The sequence below is a fragment of the Microbacterium hydrocarbonoxydans genome, assembly GCF_900105205.1.
Lineage (GTDB): Bacteria > Actinomycetota > Actinomycetes > Actinomycetales > Microbacteriaceae > Microbacterium > Microbacterium hydrocarbonoxydans.
Window position 1 is genome coordinate 1108707 of sequence record NZ_FNSQ01000005.1, and the last position, 20388, is coordinate 1129094.

The 20388-nt window shown below is 68.7% G+C and carries 23 protein-coding genes and 1 tRNA gene; 19 read left to right on the top strand and 5 right to left on the bottom strand.

Annotated elements, in window-relative coordinates; all coding sequences use genetic code 11:
- Positions 1-76 precede the first annotated feature (76 nt).
- Positions 77-304, top strand: a complete 228-nt coding sequence (locus tag BLW44_RS05635) for a Sp36 family protein (RefSeq protein WP_060926708.1) — start codon at positions 77-79, stop codon at positions 302-304.
- Positions 301-759, top strand: a complete 459-nt coding sequence (locus tag BLW44_RS05640; RefSeq protein ID WP_060926709.1) for a RidA family protein — start codon at positions 301-303, stop codon at positions 757-759. The genes BLW44_RS05635 and BLW44_RS05640 overlap by 4 nt, the downstream gene beginning before the upstream one ends.
- Before the next feature lie 71 nt (positions 760-830).
- Here the strand turns inward: BLW44_RS05640 and acs are convergent, their stop codons facing one another.
- Positions 831-2798: an acetate--CoA ligase gene (acs, locus tag BLW44_RS05645; protein WP_074731631.1), complete on the bottom strand. Its 1968-nt coding sequence runs from the start codon at positions 2796-2798 to the stop codon at positions 831-833.
- Between the two features lie 412 nt (positions 2799-3210).
- Between acs and BLW44_RS05650 the strand changes: the two genes are divergently transcribed.
- From BLW44_RS05650 to BLW44_RS05705, 12 genes are all read left to right on the top strand, one after another.
- On the top strand, positions 3211-4224 hold the full coding sequence (locus tag BLW44_RS05650) for a TadA family conjugal transfer-associated ATPase (RefSeq protein ID WP_082724671.1): 1014 nt from the start codon (positions 3211-3213) through the stop codon (positions 4222-4224).
- A 23-nt stretch (positions 4225-4247) separates the two neighbouring features.
- Positions 4248-5126, top strand: a complete 879-nt coding sequence (locus tag BLW44_RS05655; RefSeq protein WP_060928766.1) for a type II secretion system F family protein — start codon at positions 4248-4250, stop codon at positions 5124-5126.
- Positions 5127-5186: 60 nt separating this feature from the next.
- A complete protein-coding gene (locus BLW44_RS05660; protein WP_060928765.1) occupies positions 5187-5384 on the top strand; it encodes a DUF4244 domain-containing protein in 198 nt (65 codons plus the stop codon).
- A 50-nt stretch (positions 5385-5434) separates the two neighbouring features.
- Positions 5435-5728 (top strand): TadE family type IV pilus minor pilin, encoded by a 294-nt coding sequence (locus BLW44_RS05665; protein ID WP_338061379.1) that lies wholly within the window; start codon positions 5435-5437, stop codon positions 5726-5728.
- Between the two features lie 25 nt (positions 5729-5753).
- Positions 5754-6083, top strand: a complete 330-nt coding sequence (locus BLW44_RS05670; RefSeq protein ID WP_074731633.1) for a helicase — start codon at positions 5754-5756, stop codon at positions 6081-6083.
- Between the two features lie 99 nt (positions 6084-6182).
- Positions 6183-9041, top strand: a complete 2859-nt coding sequence (gene topA / locus BLW44_RS05675) for a type I DNA topoisomerase (RefSeq protein ID WP_060928618.1) — start codon at positions 6183-6185, stop codon at positions 9039-9041.
- Positions 9038-9667: a dTMP kinase gene (gene tmk / locus BLW44_RS05680; RefSeq protein ID WP_060928617.1), complete on the top strand. Its 630-nt coding sequence runs from the start codon at positions 9038-9040 to the stop codon at positions 9665-9667. Before topA ends, tmk begins: the two co-directional genes overlap by 4 nt.
- A 95-nt stretch (positions 9668-9762) precedes the next feature.
- Positions 9763-10920: a DNA polymerase III subunit delta' gene (locus BLW44_RS05685; protein WP_060928616.1), complete on the top strand. Its 1158-nt coding sequence runs from the start codon at positions 9763-9765 to the stop codon at positions 10918-10920.
- Complete coding sequence (locus BLW44_RS05690) at positions 10917-12473, top strand: alpha/beta hydrolase (RefSeq protein ID WP_060928615.1); 1557 nt, start codon at positions 10917-10919, stop codon at positions 12471-12473. Before BLW44_RS05685 ends, BLW44_RS05690 begins: the two co-directional genes overlap by 4 nt.
- Positions 12474-12524: 51 nt before the next feature.
- A tRNA-Thr gene (locus tag BLW44_RS05695) sits at positions 12525-12600 on the top strand.
- Positions 12601-12683: 83 nt separating this feature from the next.
- Entirely contained in the window at positions 12684-13286 is a 603-nt protein-coding gene (locus tag BLW44_RS05700; RefSeq protein WP_060928614.1) for an isochorismatase family protein, read from the top strand.
- Positions 13283-13810, top strand: coding sequence for a DUF1697 domain-containing protein (locus BLW44_RS05705; protein ID WP_060928613.1), 528 nt, complete (start codon positions 13283-13285; stop codon positions 13808-13810). The genes BLW44_RS05700 and BLW44_RS05705 overlap by 4 nt, the downstream gene beginning before the upstream one ends.
- On the opposite strand, the gene BLW44_RS05710 is transcribed toward BLW44_RS05705, so the two are convergent.
- Positions 13800-14021 carry a hypothetical protein gene (locus BLW44_RS05710; RefSeq protein WP_060928612.1) on the bottom strand — a complete coding sequence of 74 codons (222 nt, stop codon included), beginning with the start codon at positions 14019-14021 and terminating at the stop codon, positions 13800-13802. The genes BLW44_RS05705 and BLW44_RS05710 overlap by 11 nt on opposite strands.
- A gap of 25 nt (positions 14022-14046) precedes the next feature.
- Here BLW44_RS05710 and BLW44_RS05715 point away from each other — a divergent pair, with 25 nt between their 5' ends.
- Positions 14047-14568: a CGNR zinc finger domain-containing protein gene (locus BLW44_RS05715; RefSeq protein WP_060928611.1), complete on the top strand. Its 522-nt coding sequence runs from the start codon at positions 14047-14049 to the stop codon at positions 14566-14568.
- 23 nt (positions 14569-14591) lie between these two features.
- Here BLW44_RS05715 and BLW44_RS05720 read toward each other — a convergent pair whose 3' ends face one another.
- The 3 genes from BLW44_RS05720 to BLW44_RS05730 form a co-directional block, all read right to left on the bottom strand.
- A complete protein-coding gene (locus BLW44_RS05720) occupies positions 14592-15140 on the bottom strand; it encodes a type 1 glutamine amidotransferase domain-containing protein (protein ID WP_060928610.1) in 549 nt (182 codons plus the stop codon).
- Between the two features lie 120 nt (positions 15141-15260).
- Positions 15261-15764, bottom strand: coding sequence for a hypothetical protein (locus tag BLW44_RS05725; protein ID WP_060928609.1), 504 nt, complete (start codon positions 15762-15764; stop codon positions 15261-15263).
- 525 nt (positions 15765-16289) lie between these two features.
- A complete protein-coding gene (locus BLW44_RS05730) occupies positions 16290-16949 on the bottom strand; it encodes a fasciclin domain-containing protein (RefSeq protein WP_060928608.1) in 660 nt (219 codons plus the stop codon).
- A gap of 223 nt (positions 16950-17172) precedes the next feature.
- On the opposite strand from BLW44_RS05730, the gene sigK reads away from it, so the two are divergent.
- The 4 genes from sigK to BLW44_RS05750 all read left to right on the top strand — a co-directional run bounded on the left by sigK (position 17173) and on the right by BLW44_RS05750 (position 20315).
- Positions 17173-17772 (top strand): ECF RNA polymerase sigma factor SigK, encoded by a 600-nt coding sequence (gene sigK / locus BLW44_RS05735; RefSeq protein ID WP_174521387.1) that lies wholly within the window; start codon positions 17173-17175, stop codon positions 17770-17772.
- Positions 17769-18587, top strand: coding sequence for an anti-sigma factor (locus BLW44_RS05740; protein WP_060928607.1), 819 nt, complete (start codon positions 17769-17771; stop codon positions 18585-18587). Before sigK ends, BLW44_RS05740 begins: the two co-directional genes overlap by 4 nt.
- Positions 18588-18615: 28 nt before the next feature.
- Positions 18616-19245 carry a hypothetical protein gene (locus tag BLW44_RS05745; protein WP_060928606.1) on the top strand — a complete coding sequence of 210 codons (630 nt, stop codon included), beginning with the start codon at positions 18616-18618 and terminating at the stop codon, positions 19243-19245.
- Between the two features lie 185 nt (positions 19246-19430).
- Positions 19431-20315, top strand: coding sequence for an aminodeoxychorismate lyase (locus BLW44_RS05750; protein WP_074731635.1), 885 nt, complete (start codon positions 19431-19433; stop codon positions 20313-20315).
- Positions 20316-20388 lie beyond the last annotated feature (73 nt).

Genomic DNA, 20388 nt, shown 5'->3' on the forward strand with positions numbered 1-20388 from the left:
GCTTGATCGTAGGGGAGTTCCCTGAATACCGCCTTTGACGCATCCGCGCGCGCTGATGCGGCCAGACAGGAGTGCCATGACCACGTGGGAGTACCTGACCACGCCTCTGCTGATCCACAACACCGCCGCGATCCTCAACAACTGGGGCAAGCAGGGCTGGGAGCTCGTGCAGGTCGTCCAGGGGCCGGAAGGCGGGCTCGTCGCCTACTTCAAGCGCCCGGTGACCGCGGATGCCACGGGCAACGCCGCCGGCCTCGCCGCCGCTGCCGAGGCGTCGCGCCAGTTCGAGGGAGGCGCAGCATGAGCATCTCCGCGCGTCTGACCGAGCTCGGCATCGAGCTCCCCACCGTCGCCGCCCCCGTGGCGGCGTACGTTCCCGCCGTCGTCCATGACGGTCTCGTCTACACGTCGGGTCAGCTGCCGTTCACGGACGGCGCTCTTCCTGCGACGGGGAAGGTCGGCGCCGAGGTGTCGGCCGAGGACGCCAACGCCTATGCCCGCACCTGTGCGCTGAACGCGCTCGCCGCCGCGGCGGATGCCGCCGGCGGCGTGGACCGGATCGCGGGAGTCCTGCGAGTGGGCGGCTTCGTGGCATCCACTCCGGAATTCACCGGTCAGCCGGGCGTCATCAACGGCGCGAGCCTGGTGCTGGGCGAGATCTTCGGTGACGCAGGACGCCACGTCCGCGCGGCCGTCGGCGTGCCGGTGCTTCCGCTCGACAGCCCGGTCGAGGTCGAAGTCTCCTTCATCCTCGCCTGACGCATCCATGCAGAACGCCCCCTCCCGGATCGGGAGGGGGCGTTCTGCGTACGGTTCTGTTCGACCTGCGCCTACTTGACCTGCGCCGAGATGATGCTCATGACTGCAGTGTCGGCGAGAGTCGTGGTGTCGCCGACCTCACGGCCCTCCGCCACATCGCGCAGCAGTCGACGCATGATCTTGCCCGAGCGGGTCTTCGGGAGCTCGCCGACGATGTAGACGTCGCGGGGACGGGCGATCGCGCCGATCTGCTCGCCGACCCAGAGTCGCAGCTGCTGCGCGAGTCCGGCCGGATCATGCGCGGAGAGGTAGCTCTCCTTGATGATGACGAAGGCGACGACCGCCTGGCCTGTGGTCTCGTCGGCGGCCCCGACGACTGCGGCCTCGGCCGTCGCCTCGTGTGCGACGAGGGACGACTCGATCTCGGCGGTGGAGAGGCGATGGCCCGACACGTTCATCACGTCGTCGACGCGGCCCAGGAGCCACAGGTCGCCGTCGTCGTCGAGGCGCGCGCCGTCGCCGGCGAAGTAGTACCCCTGCTTCTCGAACTTCTCCCAGTAGGTCTCCTTGTAGCGCTCGGGGTCTCCCCAGATGCCACGGAGCATGCTCGGCCAGGGCTCGGTGATCACGAGCAGGCCGCCGTTGCCCTTGCCGACCTCTTCGCCGGATTCGTCGACCACGTCGATCGAGATGCCCGGCAGGGGGACCTGCGCCGAACCGGGCTTGGTCGCCGTCACGCCGGGCAGCGCCGACACCATGATCGCTCCCGTCTCCGTCTGCCACCAGGTGTCGACGATCGGCGTGGTACCGGCGCCGATCACATCGCGGTACCAGATCCAGGCCTCGGGGTTGATCGGCTCGCCGACCGAGCCGAGCAGGCGCAGCGACGAGAGGTCGAACTTCGCGGGAACGCTGCGACCGATCTTCATGAAGGAGCGGATCGCGGTCGGTGCGGTGTAGAAGATCGAGACCTTGTACTTCTCGATGATCTCCCACCAGCGGCCGGGATGCGGGGAGTCGGGGGTGCCCTCGTAGATCACCTGGGTCGCGCCGTTCGCCAGCGGACCGTAGGTCACGTAGCTGTGCCCCGTGATCCAGCCGATGTCGGCCGTGCACCAGTACACGTCGGTCTCGGGGTGCAGGTCGAACACGTACTTGTGTGAGTAGGCCGCCTGGGTGAGGTACCCGCCGGAGGTGTGCAGGATGCCCTTCGGCTTCCCCGTCGTCCCCGAGGTGTAGAGGATGAACAGCGGGTTCTCGGCCGGGAACGCCTCGGCGGTGTGCTCGGCGGATGCCGCGGGTACGACGTCATGCCACCACAGGTCGCGACCGTCCTGCCACTCGACCTCGTTCTCGCCGCGCTTGACGACGAGAACGTGCTCGACGGTCTGCTGCTCGCCCTCACCGCGGTCGGCGAGGGCCTGGTCGACGGCCGGCTTCAGCGCGGAGACCCGACCCTTGCGGTAGCCGCCGTCGGCGGTGATGACGAGCTTGGCGCCCGCGTCGTCGATGCGGGACCGCAGGCTGTCGGCGCTGAACCCGCCGAACACGACGGAGTGGATGGCGCCGACCCTGGCGACCGCGAGCATCGCGGCGACGGCCTCGGGAATCATCGGCAGGTAGATGGCGACGCGGTCGCCGTGTCCGACGCCCAAGCCCTCGAGCACGTTGGCGACGCGCTTGACCTCCTCGGTCAGCTCGGCGTACGTCAGGGTGCGCGAGTCTCCCGGCTCGCCCTCCCAGTGCAGGGCGACGCGATCGCCGTTGCCGGCTTCGACATGGCGGTCGAGGCAGTTGTACGCGACGTTCAGCTCGCCGTCGTCGAACCACTTGGCGAACGGCGGCGTCGACCAGTCGAGCACCTGCGTGAACGGCTTGTGCCATTCGAGGAGCTCGCGGGACTGCTCGGCCCAGAACGCCTCACGGTCGGCCGCGGCGCGCTCATACAGGGCCGGCGACGACACCGACTGCGCGACGAATGCCTCGGAGGGCGGGAACTGGCGGGTCTCATCGAGAAGATGATCGATCTGGCTGCTCATCGGCAGGCGCTCCTTTGCGGCATAGCAGGTCGTGCAGGCATGACCGCGCGGGGGCGCGATCAGGTCAGGGCGAATCTAGTCTCGGCCGCCGACAGCGCATACTGCCGAAAGTCGGTAGTGCGACGGGTTTTGTCAGGACGGTCGCCTTGCGTACACTCGACGACAGCCGAATTCTCATTCTGGCCTTGGCGCGCCCGATGCCCCCATCGTGCGTCGCGCCGTGGGCGGCATCTCATTCCCCCCGTGAGATGCCGCCCATTTCTTTGGGAGCGCTCTCTGCTAGCTCTCCCGGTGAAGCGGGTCGACGCGTTCCCCTCTGCACTGATCCCGTGTGTTCGGGGTTGCTCACAACCGCTGCAGTGCCGCGGTCTCTCGGCCTCGGTGCGTCGGCTTGCGCGCCTAGCTTCGGGGGATGTCCGATTCCTTCATCATCCGACCTCGCGGCACATCGCCCTGGGTAGAGGGCGTCGAGAGGCACGCGCAGCAGCCCCTGGAACTCGACCCGGTGTTCGGTCCGCTCGCCGAGCACTGCGCCGACGACGCCGTGACGGATCTCTTCGTCAACGGAGCGGCAGGACTCTTCGTCGACAGAGGGCACGGCACCGAGCGGGTGCCGTCGTGGAGTGCGTCCGAACGCGAGGTCCGGGACCTCGCAGTCGCCCTCGTCGGCCTCGGCGGTCGACATCTCGACGACCAGGCTCCGTGCGTCGATGTCAGGCTGGACTCCGGCATCCGGGTGCATGCCGTGCTCGCGCCCGTGTCGACGTCGGGAACGGCCCTCTCCATCCGGATTCCCCGCGTGCGCGCTGCCGATCTCGCCGCACTCGCCGGGCTCGGGGCCTTCGACCCGTCGCAGCACGAATGGCTGCTCGAGCTGGTGGCCGCGAGAGCGAACATCCTCATCACGGGCGGCACGGGCACGGGCAAGACGACGCTGCTGTCCGCACTGCTGACCGAGGTGCCGGCCGACGAGCGCATCATCACCATCGAGGACGTCGCCGAGCTGCGCCCGCGTCATCCGCACCACGTCGCCCTCGAAGCCAGACAGGCGAACCTCGAGGGAGCAGGAGGCATCACGCTGTCCCGCCTGGTGCGCGAATCGCTGCGGATGCGTCCGGACCGTCTCGTGGTGGGGGAGTGCCGGGGAGAAGAGGTCCGAGAGCTGCTGACCGCGCTGAACACCGGTCACGACGGAGGGGCTGGGACTCTGCATGCCAGCGGGCTCGGCGACGTGCCGGCGCGGCTCGAAGCGCTGGGCGCGCTGGCCGGGATGGATGCCACAGCTCTCGCGCGCCAAGTGGTGAGCGCGTTCAGCGTCGTCCTGCACCTGGAGCGCGCTGCGGGTGGGCGACGGCGAATCGCCAAGGCAGGCGCATTCACCCTCACCGGAGATCGTCTCGAGATAGAAGAGGTGCATCCGTGGTGAGGCGGTGGCGACGCTCGGCTCGAATGGCTGGCTCGGATGCCGCGGCCTCTGTGCAGACGCTCGCCGTGCTGCTCCAGGCCGGGGCTGCGCCGACGGTCGCCTGGCGTCATCTCGCGTCAATCGGCGACCGGCACGCCGAGAGCATCGTGCGGCGGCTCGACGATGGCGCACCGCTGGTTGCCGCCATCGAGGCGGAGGGCGGTCCGTGGCGCGACCTCGCCGCGGCGTGGGAGGTCGCGATGATCGTCGGCGCACCACTCGCAGACGTTCTGCGGACGATCGCCGAGACTTTACGCGACGCCGCATCGGCCGCCGACGACGTGCGCATCGCGCTCGCGGAGCCCGCGGGCACCGCCAGGCTGCTGCTGTGGATGCCGTTCGCCGGGCTCCTGCTCGGATTCGCGCTCGGGTTCGACACCATAGCTGCGATCAGCACCCCCGCCGGAGCGGGGTGTGTCGGAGGGGGACTGCTGCTCGTGTTCGCGGCGCGGGCGTGGACGCGACGTCTGTTGCGCCGGGCGAGGCCCGCTCCCGGCACACCCGGAATGCAGGAGGAGCTCCTCGCGGTGGCGCTGTCCGGCGGAGCATCGATCGAACGCGCCCTCAGCCTCGTCGGCCTCAGCGCGGTGCGCCGTGAGGGGGCTGCGGCGGGTGCGGACGACGAGTCGCGGATCCTGTCGGTGCTGGAGCTGTCGCACACTGCCGGCGTCCCTGCCGGTGAACTGCTGCGTGCCGCTGCGGGTCAGGCACGTCACTCGGCACGGATCGAGGGTCGTCTTCGGGCGGCGAAGCTGTCGACCGCCCTGCTGATTCCCCTCGGGGTCTGCACGCTTCCCGCGTTCCTCCTCCTCGGAGTCGCCCCCCTGCTCTTGAGCGTCCTCGCCTCCACCCCGCTGCCCTGACACGCCGACCCGGACCACATCCCAGGACGCGCTCGCGTCCGCCACAGAAAGAAGGAGCACATGAACACCATCCCTCCGCTCACGCGTCGCCGCTCGGCCGCCCTGTTCGGCGACGACAGCGGCGCCGCCACGGCCGAGTACGCCATCACGACCATGGCCGCGGTGGCATTCGCCGGCATGCTCGTGGTCATCATGAGGTCGGACGAGGTGCGTGGCATCCTCACCGATCTCGTGCGCCGCGCTCTCACGGTGTCGTGAGAATCGCATGGGGGAGAGACGACCGAGGGTCGGCGGCGGCAGAACTCGCGGTGGCTCTTCCCGCGGTGGTGCTTGCGCTCCTCCTCGGAGCGGGAGCGCTCGGGGCGGCGTCGCGCCAGGTCGCCCTGCAGGACGCAGCAGCCGATGCCGCACGCCTGCTCGGACGAGGAGAGGGAGAGGGGGCAGCGCATCGCGTGGTCTCCGTGGCCGTGTCCGGAGCAGGGATGTCGAGCCGCGCCTCGAACGACCTCGTATGCGTGAGCGCGCACTCGGTCGTGGCGATCGGCGGGATCATCCGCCTCCCGCTCGAGGCGTCGAGCTGCGCACTCGTCGGGGGGCGCTGATGCCGACCACCGAGAGGGGGTCGTGATGGCGGGCACCGCGCTCGCCGCGGGAATCCTGTCGGCTACGGCTGCGCTGTCCTTCGGCCTCGCCGTCGTCGGAGGTGCCGCCGTCACGGCGCAGCGAGCGGCAGGCGCCGCCGACGCCGCAGCCCTCGCCGCGGCCGACGCGGCGAGCGGGGCGGTCGCGACCGTCGACGACCCCTGTGCCCTGGCCGCTCGCGTCGCCGCCGCCTCGGCCGCGGCGCTGACGGAGTGCTCGCTCGACGGCTTCGTGGCGACCGTGCAGGTGAAGGCGGCGTACGCTGGACTCGCTGCCGTCTCCCGAGCCCGTGCCGGGCCACCCGAGGGGACATGACGGCGGCGCGAAGCACTTTCCCGCGAAAATGCAGGCGACCTCCGTGGACCAACCCATCACGGCGGTGTGTATGGTGTGCTTCGAAGAAAGGATGCTCCCTTGGCTGAAGGCAAGAAGCTCGTCATCGTCGAGTCTCCGACGAAGATGCGGTCGATTCAGGGGTACCTCGGCGACGGCTACGAGGTGCTCAGCTCCGTCGGCCATATCCGCGACCTGGCAGACAAGAAGGACATCCCCGCCGCCGACAAGCAGGCGTACGGGAAGTACTCGATCGACGTCGACAACGACTTCGACCCCTACTACGTCGTCTCCGATCGCAAGACCAAGACGGTCGCCGAACTCAAGCGCGCGCTCAAGACGGCGGACGAGCTCCTGCTCGCCACTGATGAGGACCGCGAGGGCGAGGCCATCGCGTGGCACCTGCTGGAGACGCTGAAGCCCAAGGTGCCCGTGAAGCGCATGGTCTTCCACGAGATCACCAAGGACGCGATCCAGGCGGCCATCGGCAACACCCGAGAACTCGACACCGATCTCGTCGACGCGCAGGAGACCCGCCGCATCCTCGACCGTCTGTACGGCTGGGATGTCTCCCCGGTGCTCTGGTACAAGGTCAAGACCGGCCTGTCCGCCGGACGCGTCCAGTCCGCAGCCACTCGCATGATCGTCGAGCGGGAGCGCGAGCGCATGGCGTTCGTCTCCGCCGAGTACTGGGATGTCGAGGCGCTCGCCTCGACGACGTCCGGCTTCACCGTGCGGCTCGTCCGGGTCGACGGCGGACAGCTCGCCCGCGGCACCGACTTCGACGACGACGGAAAGCTCAAGAAGGCCGTCGTCATTCTCGACGAGCAGAAGGCCGCACAGCTCGCGCTCGCCGTCGATGCGGCGGGCACCGGCGCGGTCACCAAGGTCGAGGCGAAGCCAGGAACCCGCAGCCCCTACGCCCCGTTCACCACCTCCACCATGCAGCAGGAGGCGGGCCGCAAGCTCTCGATGAGCGCCAAGCAGGCGATGAGCGTGGCCCAGCGGCTGTACGAAAAGGGTTACATCACCTATATGCGAACCGACTCGGTGGCGCTGAGCACCCAGGCGGTGCAGGCTGCACGCAGCCAGGCCGTCGCCCTGTACGGTGACAGCGCCGTGCCGCTCAAGCCCCGCGTCTACAAGTCCAAGAGCAAGAACGCGCAGGAGGCGCACGAGGCGATCCGCCCATCGGGCGAGACCTTCCGCACCCCCAAGTCCGTCTCCTCGGAACTCGACCGCGAAGAGCACCGCCTCTACGACCTGATCTGGAAGCGCACCGTCGCGAGCCAGATGGCCGATGCGAAGTACGAGACCACGACCGTGACGATCGCGGTCGACGCCGCAGGGCAGAACGCCGAATTCACCGCATCCGGAACCGTCTACACGTTCAAGGGCTTCCTCGAGGCGTACGAGGAAGGACGCGACGAGAAGCGCAACGACAAGGACGCAGAGGCGAACCAGTCGCTGCCCGCCGTCGCCGTCGGCGACCAGCTGCGCATGTCGGACTCGGAAGCGAAGGGGCACCGCACGACCCCGAAGCCGCGCTACACCGAGGCCTCTCTCGTCAAGGCCCTCGAAGAGCACGGCATCGGCCGCCCGTCGACCTTCGCGAGCATCATCGGCACCGTGATCGACCGCGGCTACGCGACCAAGCGCGGCCAGGCGCTCGTGCCGACCTGGCTCGCCTTCAGCGTCGTCAGGCTGCTCGAGGAGCACTTCGCCGACCTCATCGACTACGACTTCACCGCCGCGCTCGAAGACGACCTCGACGCGATCGCCCGGGGCGAGCAGAAGCGCGTCGAGTGGCTGCGCTCCTTCTATTACGGCTCCGATTCGCATGTCGGCCTCCGTCAGGTCGTCGACAACCTCGGTGAGATCGACGCTCGTGCGTTGAACTCCACGCCGATCACCGAGAACGCGACGCTCCGCTTCGGCAAGTACGGGCCATACCTCGAGGTCGCGAACCCCGAGGCGCCGGACGAGAAGCCGCGCATCGTGAACGTCCCGGAGGACCTCGCGCCGGACGAGCTCACGGCAGCCAAGGCGCAGGAGCTCATCGATGCCCCCGTCGCGGGTGACCGCGTGCTGGGCACGAACCCCGAGAACGGCAAGATCGTCGTCGTGAAGGACGGCCGATTCGGTCCGTACGTGCAGGAGAACGACCCGGTGTCCGACGACGCCGCCGTCGACGAGGCGACCGGAGAGGTCGTGGAGGCGCCCAAGCCGAAGCGCGGAGCGAAGAAGGATGCCGCGCCGAAGCCGCGCACCGCGTCGCTGTTCCGCTCGATGTCGGTCGACACCATCGACCTCGACACGGCGCTGCAGCTGCTGAGCCTTCCGCGCGTCGTGGGCGCCGACCCCGAGACGGGCGACGAGATCACCGCGCAGAACGGTCGATTCGGGCCGTACTTGAAGAAGGGCACCGATTCCCGGTCGCTCGAGAGCGAGTCGGAGATCTTCGACGTGACGCTCGAGAAGGCCCTCGAGATCTACGCACAGCCCAAGTACGGGGCAGGATCCCGTCGCGCGTCGAGCGCTCTCGCCGAGTTCGAGGCCGACCCGGTCAGCGGCAAGCCGATCCGCATCCGTGACGGCCGCTTCGGCGCTTACGTCACGGACGGCGAGACGAACGTGACCATCCCGCGCGGCCAGAAGGTCGAGGACATCACGTTCGAGACTGCCGTGCAGATGCTCGCCGACAAGCGCGCCAAGGGGCCGGCACCCAAGCGCGGTGCGGCGAAGAAGGCTCCCGCCAAGAAGGCTCCCGCGAAGAAGGCAGCCGCGAAGAAGCCAGCCGCCAAGAAGGCTCCCGCGAAGAAGGCAGCCGCGACGAAGTCCACCGCGTCGGATGCCGAGAAGGCTGCCGCGCGATCGGCCGCCGCGAAGAAGGCGGCGGCGACCCGTGCGGCGAACGCGGCGAAGAAGGCCGGTTCGTGACGTCGGACTCCGGTCTCTGGATCACCCTCGAAGGAGGAGACGGCTCGGGCAAGACCACTCAGTCGAATCTCCTCGCGGACTGGCTCGTGGAGACCGGCCGCACCGTCGTGCGGACCCGTGAGCCAGGAGGCTCGGACGTCGGTCAGTTGATCCGCGACATCGTGCTGCACCACCGAGGCGACATCGCGCCCCGTGCCGAGGCGCTGCTGTACGCAGCGGATCGTGCACACCACGTGGCCACGGTCGTGCGCCCGGCGCTCGCTCGGGGCGAGGTCGTGCTGCAGGACCGCTACCTCGATTCATCCGTCGCCTATCAGGGCGCCGGCCGTGTGCTGGACGGTGCGGAGATCCGAGACCTGTCCCTGTGGGCCGCCGAAGGGGCGTTGCCCGACCTCACCGTGCTGCTCGATCTCGATCCAGAGGCGGCGCGGGTGCGTCTCGACTCGGCCGACAAGCCGTTCGATCGCCTCGAGGCGGAGAAGACCGAGTTCCATGCTCGGGTGCGTGATGCCTACCTCGGCCTTGCGGCGGCGGAGCCGGGGCGCTTCCTGGTGCTCGACGCGGCCGGAAGTCCGGAGTCGATCGCCGATCGGATCCGGGAGCGCGTGTCCGCTCTGCTCGACTGAGCGCCGGCATCGCAACGGCCGAGCGCCGGCATCGCCACAGCGGCGGAGATCGCCCGCGTGCCGTGCACGTCGGTGCTCCCGATTAGGCTGAGGACATGCCCCAGACTGTCGCCGCTCCGTTCCCGTGGGCCGACGTGTGGGGGCAGGACGCTGCCGTCGAGACTCTGCGGAGCGCCGCATCCGATCCTTCCGCACTGTCGCACGCGTGGCTCATCACCGGGCCCCCTGGATCCGGGCGATCCACTCTGGCGTACGCGTTCGCAGCCGCGCTGATCGCCGACCACCCCGACGACGAGGCGGCGATGCGCCAGGTCCTCGCCGGCACGCATCCCGATGTGACGGCGCTGCGCACCGACAAGGTCATCATCACCATCGCCGAGGCGCGCGCGCTGGTCGAGCGCTCATACTTCGCGCCGTCGGCCGGACGCTACCGCGTGATCGTGGTCGAGGATGCCGATCGCATGGTCGAGCGCACCTCGAACGTGCTGCTCAAGGCGCTCGAGGAGCCGCCGGAGCAGACGGTCTGGATCCTGTGCGCCCCCAGCGAGGCCGACCTGCTGCCGACCATCCGCTCCCGGGTCCGGTCGCTGCGGCTGCGGGAGCCCGATGTCGCCGACGTCGCCCGTCTGATCACCCTGCGCACCGGAGTCGACGAGGTCGTCGCCGAGCAGGCGGCTCGTCACGCCCAGCGGCACATCGGAATGGCCCAGCGCCTCGCCACCGACGACGCCGCACGGCGGCGGCGAGACGAGACGCTCCGCTCGGTTCTCGCGGTGCGCGGCGTCAACGACGCGGTCGAGGTCGCTGGACGCATCATCCAGGCCGCGACCGACGACGCCAAGGCGCTGACAGCCGAGCGAGACGCCGCCGAGCGCGCCAGCCTGCTGCGGACGGTGGGGATCGCCGAGGGGCAGGCCGTTCCACCGGCTCTGCGCTCGCAGATCTCCGCCCTCGAAGACGACCAGAAGAAGCGCGCGACCCGCAGCCTGCGCGACGGCATCGACCGCGTGCTCACCGATCTGCAGTCCCTGTTCCGTGACGTCGTCATGCTGCAGTTCGGCCGCGGCGACGCCCTCATCAATCGCGAACTGCGCGAAGACCTGGAAGCGCTCGCTGCCGCCTGGCCCGAGACCCGTACGCTTGTCGTACTCGACCACCTTGCCGATACGCGCCAGTCGCTGGAGCGAAACGTCGCACCGCTGCTCGCCCTCGAGAGCTTGCTCGTGACTGTCACGAGCGGGAGGACACCGTGAACAACCGACCGACTTCCCGTCTGCGCCGCGCCGTCGCGGTGATCGCAGGGCTGGCCGCCGCATCCGTCGCGCTCTCCGGGTGCCTCTACGCGATGATCCCCGAGCAGGCTGACCCCAAGCCCTCGGTCACGAACGCCCCCGACACCGAGGGCGTCGCGGAAGACCTGATGCCCTTCTACGGGCAGACCCTCACCTGGACGGAGTGCGGCACCGGCTTCGACTGCACGGACGTGACTGCGCCGCTCGACTGGGAGAACCCCGGCGAGGGAGACATCACCCTCTCGGTCGTTCGCCATCAGGCGACCGGCACTGCGCAGGGCTCGCTGCTCACCAACCCCGGAGGGCCGGGCGCCAGCGGCGTCGAGCTGATCCGCGACAGCCTCGACTTCGCGGTCGGCGCCGACCTGATCGAGAACTACGACGTCATCGGGTTCGACCCGAGGGGCGTCGGAGAGTCGACCGCGGTGACCTGTTTCGACGCGGCCGACATGGACGACTACCTCTACACGATCCCGGAGGCGAAGCGGGGCAGCGCCGAGTGGGAGGCCGAGCTCCTCGAGGCTCACCAGGAGTTCGCCGATGCGTGCGAGGCCAACAGCGACGGCATCCTGCCGTACATCACGACGATCAACGCGGCACGCGACATGGATCTGATCCGCGCGGTCCTCGGCGACACGGAGCTGAACTACCTCGGCTACTCGTACGGCACGTTCCTCGGCGCCACCTACGCGAGCCTGTACCCCGAGAAGGCAGGACGTCTGGTGCTGGACGGCGCGATCGATCCTGCGGTCTCCGGCCTCGAGGTCGGCGCGACGCAGGCGCTCGGCTTCGAGTCGGCGTTGCGTGCGTACATGCAGGACTGCCTCGACTCGGGGGAGTGCCCCTTCAACGGATCGGTCGATGAGGCCATGGCCGATCTCGGCGCGCTTCTCGCGAGCGTCGACGCGTCGCCGCTGCAGAACGGCGACGGGCGGATGCTCGGAGCCGATGCGCTCATGACCGGCATCATCGCCGCCCTCTACTCCGCGGACAGCTGGTCGTACCTCACGCAGGCGTTCGACGAGGCGCTGCAGGGTGACCCGACGACCGCGTTCGTCCTCGCCGACTTCTATAACGGCCGCGAGAACGGCTCCTACCTCGACAACTCGAGCGAGGCCTTCCGCGCGTACAACTGCATGGACTACCCGGTGGAAGACGACCCTGCGGCGGAGGCGGCGACCGAGGCGGAGATCGCCGAGGGCGCCCCCACGATCGCGCCGTACTGGAACGGTCCGGACTCCTGCTCGGTGTGGCCGTATCCGCCCACCGGAACGCGGGGCGAGATCACCGCAGAGGGCGCGGGCCCGATCCTCGTCGTGGGCACGACGAACGATCCCGCGACGCCGTACCAGTGGTCCGAATCGCTCGCGAAGCAGCTCGAGGAGGGCGTCCTCATCACGCGCGTGGGCGAGGGCCACACCGGATACAACAAGGGCAACGTGTGCGTCGACGACGCCGTCGAGGCCTTCCTGCTCGACGATGTCGTGCCCGAGACCGACGTCCGCTGCGAGTGAGACGGGCTCGATTCGCGGTGCGGCTCCGGAACGGGTAATATCGTTCATCGCGCCGCTTTAGCTCAGTCGGCAGAGCATTTCACTCGTAATGAAAAGGTCGTCAGTTCGATTCTGACAAGCGGCTCCAGCAGGCCCCGTGATGCGAAAGCATCCCGGGGCCTTTTGGTTCCCGTCTTGGGGAGCTCGCGTTCTGCGGCGTACGCTCGGAGCATGAGCAGAGCGCTTCTCATCGTCGACGTGCAGAACGACTTCACCGAGGGCGGTGCGCTGGCCGTCGCCGGCGGGGATGCCGTGGCCTCCGCCATCTCCGCCTTCCTCTCGGCGCACGCGGGTGACTATCGCGTGATCGTCGCCTCCCGCGACTGGCATGACGCGGAGGGCGACAACGGCGGTCATTTCGCCGAGACGCCGGACTACGTCGACACCTGGCCGGTGCACTGCGTCGCCGGCACGCCGGGAGCGGACTACGACCCGCTGCTCGTGACGGACGCGGTCACGCACCATGTCCACAAAGGGCAGGGACGGCCCGCGTACTCGATGTTCGAGGGAGCGACGGATGCCGGTGAGACGGTCGGCGCGATCCTGACCGCCGCGGGTGTCCTGCAGGCTGATGTGGTCGGCATCGCCACCGACCACTGCGTTCGCGCATCGGCCCTCGATGCGATCGCGCACGGTGTGCAGGTGCGTGTCCTCACCGACCTGATCGCGGGGGTGGCAGCGGAGCCGAGCGCGGCGGCACTCGCCGAGCTCGCCCACGCCGGTGCCGAGCTCACCCAGGCGAACCCCGAGTCGGCGGAGAGCGGGACTGCGTGACGCGCAGCGTCCTGCTCCTGCGGGCCGTCAACGTCTCCGGCCGCAATCGCGTGCCCATGGCGGAGCTGCGGGCGCTTCTCGCCCCTGACCTCGGCGAGGTGTCGACCTACATCGCGAGCGGCAACATCGTCTGCGAGCATCCGTCCGATCCAGTGGCGGCCTGCGCGCGTGTGCGTGCCCTGATCGCCGCAGAGTTCGGCGTGGACACCCCGGTGGTCCTCCGCACCCATGACGCGCTCGCCGCGTCGGTGCAGCGGCAGCCCTTCGCGGACGCCTCAGAGAAGATGCTGCACGCCATGTTCCTCGAGGGCCCCGCGTCGTCCGGTGCCGTGGAGGCGCTGCACGAGCGTCTTGTCCCCGGAGAGCGGATCGCACTCGTCGGCAATGACCTGTGGATCGACTACGGGGAGGGCGGGGTGCACAGCACGAGGCTCACCAAGGCCGTGCTCGATCGGGTGCTGGGTGTCGCCGGCACGGCCCGTAACCTCCGCACAGTGCGCCGGCTCATCGAGCTCACGGCCTGACGGCGTCGGGATCCCCGGTCGTCTCGCGGCTGAGCGCGGTCGGCGGCGTCTGCGAGTGCGTCTGGAGGTCGACCCGGTGCGCGGAGCATCCGGTGCACCGGACGTACATGACGACGCCCTCGCTGGTCGGATGCCGCGAGTCCACGATCCACGCGTGCTCGTGCGGTCGAACGGTCTGACGGGGGATGGGAAGAGTGTGCAACGAGGTCATGCATCCAGCGTGATGTAATGGCCTTATGCATCTCAACCCTTACGGTGAGTACGCCGTTCTGCTGGCCGCGTCACTGGCCGACGACTTCCCCGCCGACCGGGCCGGAATCGAGGAGCGCACGCTGCAGATGGGGATGACGATGACGTTCCCGCCCGCGCCGGACGATCACGAGCGCGTGCGAGAGGTCGTCGACGACTGGCTGCGGATCGTCGACGCAGAGGATCCGGCAGAGCGCGCGGGGATCCTCAACGCGCAGATGGTCCACGCCGCGGCATACCCGCGACTGACGAACCACGATGGGGAGGGGTGGCACCTGCACTATCGCGACGATGTGCAGTCGCTGCCCTACGTGCTGCGCGCGATCTTCGCCGTCGGCACGTCACTGCACCTGGTGACGCGCGGGATGGATCGGCTGAGTCGCTGCGAGGCGTCGCCGTGCACGAACGTGGTCGTCGATGTGACCCGTAACGGCCGCCAGCGCTTCTGCTCGGTGCGCTGTGCGAACAGAGCGGCGGTCCGGCGTCACAGGGCGCGCGCGGGCGCCTGACACCGGACCGCCGGAGGCTCGGATCACGCGGTCTGTTCGGCGTGCTTCCCCTCGGCGACCTCTTCGATCAGCTTCGCGTTGAAAGCCGGGAGGTCATCGGGGGTACGGCTCGACACGAGTCCGGCGTCGACCACCACCTCTTCGTCGACCCAGGTGGCTCCTGCGTTGCGGAGATCGGTCGCGAGGCTCGGGTAGCTCGTGAGCGTGCGTCCGTCGACCACACCGGCCTCAATCAGGATCCAGGCGCCGTGGCAGATGACGGCGACGGGCTTGTGCTGCTCGAAGAACGAGCGGGCGAGGTCGATCGACGGCTTGTCGAGCCGGAGGTGATCGGCGTTCACGACGCCGCCCGGAAGCACGAGAGCGTCGAACTCATCGGCCGTCGCCTGCTCCGAGGTGAGGTCGACATGCTGAACGTGACCGTTCTTGCCGGTGATCTGCTGTCCGTCGGGTGCGATGAGCGTCGCGCTCGCGCCTTCGCCCTGCACCGCCTCCCACGGACTGGTCAGCTCGCTGTCCTCGAATCCGTCTGTCGCGAGGAATGCCACTCGGCTGTCGGTGAGAGTCGCCATGATGCGTCCTTTCGTGGGGATGGATGTCCCGGATGGGGACGCCACGACTCTCTCGCACCGGACGGATGCCGTTAAGGGGGTGGCCGGATCCGGTCGGCGGTGATAACGGTGGGCCTGCGGTCAGCGCGGGGCGAGACGGCCGGCCATCGCACCGGTACGCCAGTCGCCGTCCATGCGCTCGTAGGTGACGATCGCGTGACAGTTGCGGCAGCGCACGTCGCACTGGCGGATCTCCTCCTCGATCGTGCGAATGCTGAATCCGTTCCGCACCAGCTGCATCACCGCGTCGCGTTTGGGTGCACCGGGCCGGTGGTCGAAGTCGAGGACACGGAGATCTCCGACGCCACAGTCCGCGCAGGGGTGGGCGAGCAGGTACTGGGCGATGAAGGACAGGCTCTTCGCGCGCTGCGCATCCGTCCTGGCGCGGATCACTGCGATGTGGTGCTCGCGCCTGTGGGCGTAGTACCGGCGGGAGGACTCACGATTGCAGTCGCGGCACACCTCTTGCAGGCCGTCCGCTCGCGAGGACTTGCGGTTGAAATCCGTACCCGGCTTCGACGTACCGCACGTCCCGCATCGCTTGACCGACACAGGTGCCACGCCGGCCGATGCCGCATCGCTCATCTCGCCTCCCAGAACGGAGCGAGGGTACCGCGAAGTACCGACACCGACATCGGTCTGTGATGCGCGGTGAGTGGTCTCACATGGTGGGCCCTGTGGGGATCGAACCCACAACCCGCGGATTAACCTGCCACTTCGACTTTCGCCGCCATCCTCACGGATGTTCGTGGTCTGGACTGTCCCTTCACCATGGCTCTCGCCGTAGGTGCCACCCGTCCAGTCTCTACACCTTCCGGACATGCGTCCGGCTTGGCTCGGGATTGCCATCTGTCTCCAGGAAGGGTTCCCCGACTTTGAGTGGTGTCATCCCCGGAGTTTCCCCCGGGGCGCTCCTATTTCGTTGAAGTCCGCTGCTCTGCCAATTGAGCTAAAGGCCCGTGTGTCGGCCCGAAGGCCGACCGTTTCATCCTAGCTTGCGCAAAGAAGGAGCCGTTGACGACGTGTCGTCAACGGCTCCTTCTCCATCTCGCCGCCCTCCCCCGAGCGGCGAGATGGCTTACCGAGTGTCCGCCTCGGCGTTCCCGTGCCTTACTCGGCCGGGGGCATCAGCACCGAGTCGATGAGGTACACGGTCGCGTTCGCGGTCTGGACTCCGCCGCAGATGATGTTGGCGTCGTTGACCATCAGCTCATCGCCGCTGCCGGTGACCTCGAGGTCAGCACCCTGGACGGTGGCGTGGGTTCCCACGATGTCCTCGGGCATGACCTGGCCGGGAACCACGTGATACGTCAGGATCGAGCTCAGCGTGGCGCTGTCGGTCTTGAGTGCCTCGATGGTGGCGGCGTCGATCTTCGCGAAGGCGTCGTCGACCGGCGCGAAGACCGTGAACTCGTCGCCGTTGAGCGTGTCGACGAGGTCGACATCCGGGTTCAGCTGACCGCTGACTGCCGCGGTCAGGGTCTTGAGCAGGGGGTTGTTGGACGCGGCGGTCGCGACCGGGTCGAGAGCCATGCCCTCGACGGATCCTGCGCCGTCCGGCACGGCCTCGGCGTATGCCGCGCAGCCGGGGCCGACGAGGTTCGCTGCCGGGTCCATCGTCTCGGGAGCCGTCGTCTCTTCGGACGACTCGGGGGCCGTCGACTCTGCCGGCTCGTCGGTGGTTCCACCCATGGAACATGCGGAGAGCAGGAATGCGCTCGCCAGCCCGAGGGTGATCGCTGCGGTGACCTTCTTCTTGGTGCTGAACATCTCAAGCTCCTTCAGAACTCAGCCACGGCCTCTCCGTGGCGTTGACAGTCGTTCGGAGCCCCCCGGGGATCGGATGGGAAGAATCGCGAACTTTTTTCGCGGACGCGGATTCCAATCCGTTTCAGGGGGTCACAGCGAACAGCTTTCGACGACGAGCACTTAAGAGGACTCGTTTCCGTCTCTTTCGGGCGGCGGATGCAGGGGAAAGCGTGGTGGATGCGGCATGCTGGTGGAGATGGTCATCGATGGAATGGACGTACCGGAAGACGGTACGGCACGTGATGCTGTCGCTGACCTGCTCGTTCGCATCGGCGACGGTGACCAGCGCGCATTCGCGGAGCTGTACGACTCGCTCTCCGCCCGCGTCTTCGGCCTCATCCTCCGGGTCCTCGTGAACCGCTCTCAGAGCGAGGAAGTGCTCCAGGAGGTCTTCCTGGAGATCTGGCAATCCGCTACGCGGTTCGCTCCGAACAAGGGGCAGGGAAGAACCTGGGTGATGACGATCGCGCACCGTCGTGCGGTCGACCGGGTACGGGCATCCCAGTCCAGTGCGGACCGGGATGTACGGGCCGGATTCAGAGATATCGGAGTCGCACACGACAGTGTCGCGGAGACGGTGGAACTGGGCATCGAGGGCGAGAAGGTCGTTCACGCGCTCTCAGGCCTTCCCGAGGCACAGCGCGAAGCTCTCGTCCTGGCCTACTACGGCGGATACAGTCAGAACGAAGTCGCGGCGCTCGTCGGAGCACCGCTGGGGACCATCAAGACACGGATGCGAGACGGACTCTCGCGCCTCAGGACCGCCATGGGGGTGACGGCATGAACGAGCAGGAATTCGCAGAACTGGCAGCAGGCGCGGCACTCGATGCGCTGTCGCCCGACGACCAGCAGCGCTACCACGCTGCTCTCGCAGCGCATCCTGAGTGGCAGGGCATCGCTGACGAGGATGCCGACAGCGTCGCGTTCCTCGCCGAGGGCACACCGCCCGCCGCTCCGTCGCCCGACATCCGCGCCGCGCTGCTCGCTCGCATCGCCGTGACGCCTCAGGCTGGCGATGCGACCGTGACCGACACGGTGCCGGATGTCGTTCCCGAGACCGAGACCCCTTCCGCGTCGGATGCCGACACCGGCGCGGTGACGCCCTCGACGGAAGCGGCGGCCGCAGCCCCGAAGGCTCCGGCCCATCGACTGCGGATCCTGTTCGCGCTCGCCGCATGCCTCGCGCTGCTCGTCGGCGTGGGTGCCGGCGCCGTCGCGATCAACTCGTACGTGAACCGTCCAGCCAGTGTGGTGGCGCTCGAGGACATCCAGGCTGCCGGCGACGCACAGCAGGCCAGCGTCCCGGTCGAGGGCGGCGGCACTGCGACTGCGCACTGGTCGGCGTCGCTCGGCAAGTCGGTGCTGGTCACCGACGGCATCCCCGAGCTCTCCGAAGGCGAGACCTACGAGCTCTGGTACGTGCGCGGCGAGACCCCGGTCTCCGCTGGTGTCTTCGCGGCGGATGACGGAGAGGCGACAGCCGTCCTCGCGGGCGACATGCAGGTCGGTGACGTCATCGCCGTGACGATCGAGCAGGACGGCGGATCGCCCTCCGGACTGCCGACGACCGACCCGGTCGTCGCGATCCCGACGGCCTGACGCCTCGGATCGCGCGTACCCTGGACTGATGCCTGAGCAGTTCTCCCGTCCCGTGCGTCGTCCCACGAGTGCCTTCGACAACATCGTCGGCAGTCATGACCCGGCGGAGGAGTCGCGGATCGCGCATGCGACCGCATCCGCTCTGCTGACCAGGGTGCGCGCGGACCAGAGCGGCGTGAGCGCCGATCGTCTCGTCGCGTTCACCGACGAGCACGGCATCGACGAGATCGCGGAGCTGTGGTCGAAGTCGCCGTCGCGTACGCTGCCGGGCGCGCTGTGGCGGCTGTATCTCCTGCAGCTCGCGATCCACGGCGACCCGCACACCGCCGCCCTGCTCTACGAGCGCGGGAGGGTGGAGCTGCCTTCGGTGGATGCCGCGATCGCCGGTGCGCCCGTGCCCGCGAACCCCGACGAGCTCGTGGCACTCATCGACGCGATCCTACGCGGAGCGTTCCGGGGCGATTTCGCTGTGGCCCTCGACCGGGCTGCGGCGTTCTGCCGGGTCCAGGCCTCCGGAGCCACCCACACGGCGGACGACTATGAGCCGACCGAGCCCTCTCGCGCCACGGAGCTCACGACCCGGGCGCTCCGGTTGAGCAGCTACGCCCAGGACCTGTCGGCCTCGGCCGTGCTCTGGCGTATGGACGCGCTGTCCTGACGGGGCCCGGCGGACCGGTGCTGGTCGGCGATTCGCCCCGGACATGAAAAGACCGGGCCGCAAGAACGCCTCTCGGCGGAAGGCCGCTCGCAGCGGCAATATTTGGAGCCCGGGGTTATGCGGCCCGGCCATTCCAGTGTAACAAGATCACCGCGTACCTATTCCCGGCCCCCTAGGCTCGGAGCATGACCCGGCGCTTCGCACTGATGATCGATCCCGCGGCTGCAGACGATAGTCGCTCCGACTTCGCCGACACCTTCACGCTGGTGGATGCTGCGGCCCCCGCGCTGAGCGTCGGCGAGCTGAGCACGCAGCGCGGAGACGGAGTCTTCGAGTCGATCGGGGTGGTAGACGGCCACGCACAGGAGGTCGTGCCTCACCTCGAGCGGCTCGCGCACTCGGCGCAGCTGTGCGACCTGCCGATCCCGCATCAGACCCAGTGGCGGCAGGCCGTCGAGCGCGCGGCCGCGCACTGCGAGGAGGGCGAGTACGTCATCAAGCTCATCCTCAGTCGTGGGGTCGAGCACGGTCCGACGCCGACCGCGTGGGTGACGGCGGCTCCGGCATCCGATTTCTCCACCGTCCGTGAGCAGGGGATCCGCGTGGTGACTCTCGACCGCGGATACGACCTCGACATCGCCGAGCGGGCGCCGTGGCTGCTGCTGGGCGCGAAGACGCTGTCGTATGCGGTGAACATGGCCGCCCTGCGCGAGGCGCACCGACGCGGGGCGGACGACGCGATCTTCCTTTCCCGCGACGGCTTCGTGCTGGAGGCGCCGACCGCCTCCCTGATTCTGCGGGTCGGCGACCGCTTCGTGACGCCGGAGCCGAATGGCGGCATCCTGCACGGGACGACCCAGCTCAGCGTCTACGAACACCTCGCCGGGCGGGGCTTCGCGGTGGAGTACGGGCGGATCCCGGCATCCGATCTGCCTCGAGCGGATGCCGCGTGGCTGGTCTCGAGCGTGCGTCTCGCCGCCGCGATCACCGCCGTCGACGGTGCGGACCTGCCCGTCGATCGCGCCCTCACCGCCGAGCTGAACGAGTACCTCCTCTCGCCGCGCGACTGATCGCGTCGCTGCGTTCCCCGGAAAACAGAGACGACGGTGCCCCGCACCGGCGCGTCGTGCTCTGGCACGCCGT

Bases quoted from the DNA above. Each gene is read 5' to 3' on its own strand.
- BLW44_RS05740 (WP_060928607.1), top strand. From the start codon at position 17,769: ATGAACGAGCAGGAATTCGCAGAACTGGCAGCAGGCGCGGCACTCGAT.
- BLW44_RS05730 (WP_060928608.1), bottom strand. From the start codon at position 16,949: ATGTTCAGCACCAAGAAGAAGGTCACCGCAGCGATCACCCTCGGGCTG.
- BLW44_RS05710 (WP_060928612.1), bottom strand. From the start codon at position 14,021: ATGACCTCGTTGCACACTCTTCCCATCCCCCGTCAGACCGTTCGACCG.
- BLW44_RS05685 (WP_060928616.1), top strand. From the start codon at position 9,763: ATGCCCCAGACTGTCGCCGCTCCGTTCCCGTGGGCCGACGTGTGGGGG.
- BLW44_RS05670 (WP_074731633.1), top strand. From the start codon at position 5,754: ATGGCGGGCACCGCGCTCGCCGCGGGAATCCTGTCGGCTACGGCTGCG.
- acs (WP_074731631.1), bottom strand. From the start codon at position 2,798: ATGAGCAGCCAGATCGATCATCTTCTCGATGAGACCCGCCAGTTCCCG.
- BLW44_RS05660 (WP_060928765.1), top strand. From the start codon at position 5,187: ATGAACACCATCCCTCCGCTCACGCGTCGCCGCTCGGCCGCCCTGTTC.
- BLW44_RS05650 (WP_082724671.1), top strand. From the start codon at position 3,211: ATGTCCGATTCCTTCATCATCCGACCTCGCGGCACATCGCCCTGGGTA.
- BLW44_RS05700 (WP_060928614.1), top strand. From the start codon at position 12,684: ATGAGCAGAGCGCTTCTCATCGTCGACGTGCAGAACGACTTCACCGAG.
- BLW44_RS05640 (WP_060926709.1), top strand. From the start codon at position 301: ATGAGCATCTCCGCGCGTCTGACCGAGCTCGGCATCGAGCTCCCCACC.
- BLW44_RS05745 (WP_060928606.1), top strand. From the start codon at position 18,616: ATGCCTGAGCAGTTCTCCCGTCCCGTGCGTCGTCCCACGAGTGCCTTC.
- BLW44_RS05725 (WP_060928609.1), bottom strand. From the start codon at position 15,764: ATGAGCGATGCGGCATCGGCCGGCGTGGCACCTGTGTCGGTCAAGCGA.
- BLW44_RS05720 (WP_060928610.1), bottom strand. From the start codon at position 15,140: ATGGCGACTCTCACCGACAGCCGAGTGGCATTCCTCGCGACAGACGGA.
- BLW44_RS05750 (WP_074731635.1), top strand. From the start codon at position 19,431: ATGACCCGGCGCTTCGCACTGATGATCGATCCCGCGGCTGCAGACGAT.
- BLW44_RS05635 (WP_060926708.1), top strand. From the start codon at position 77: ATGACCACGTGGGAGTACCTGACCACGCCTCTGCTGATCCACAACACC.
- BLW44_RS05715 (WP_060928611.1), top strand. From the start codon at position 14,047: ATGCATCTCAACCCTTACGGTGAGTACGCCGTTCTGCTGGCCGCGTCA.
- sigK (WP_174521387.1), top strand. From the start codon at position 17,173: ATGCTGGTGGAGATGGTCATCGATGGAATGGACGTACCGGAAGACGGT.
- BLW44_RS05655 (WP_060928766.1), top strand. From the start codon at position 4,248: ATGGCTGGCTCGGATGCCGCGGCCTCTGTGCAGACGCTCGCCGTGCTG.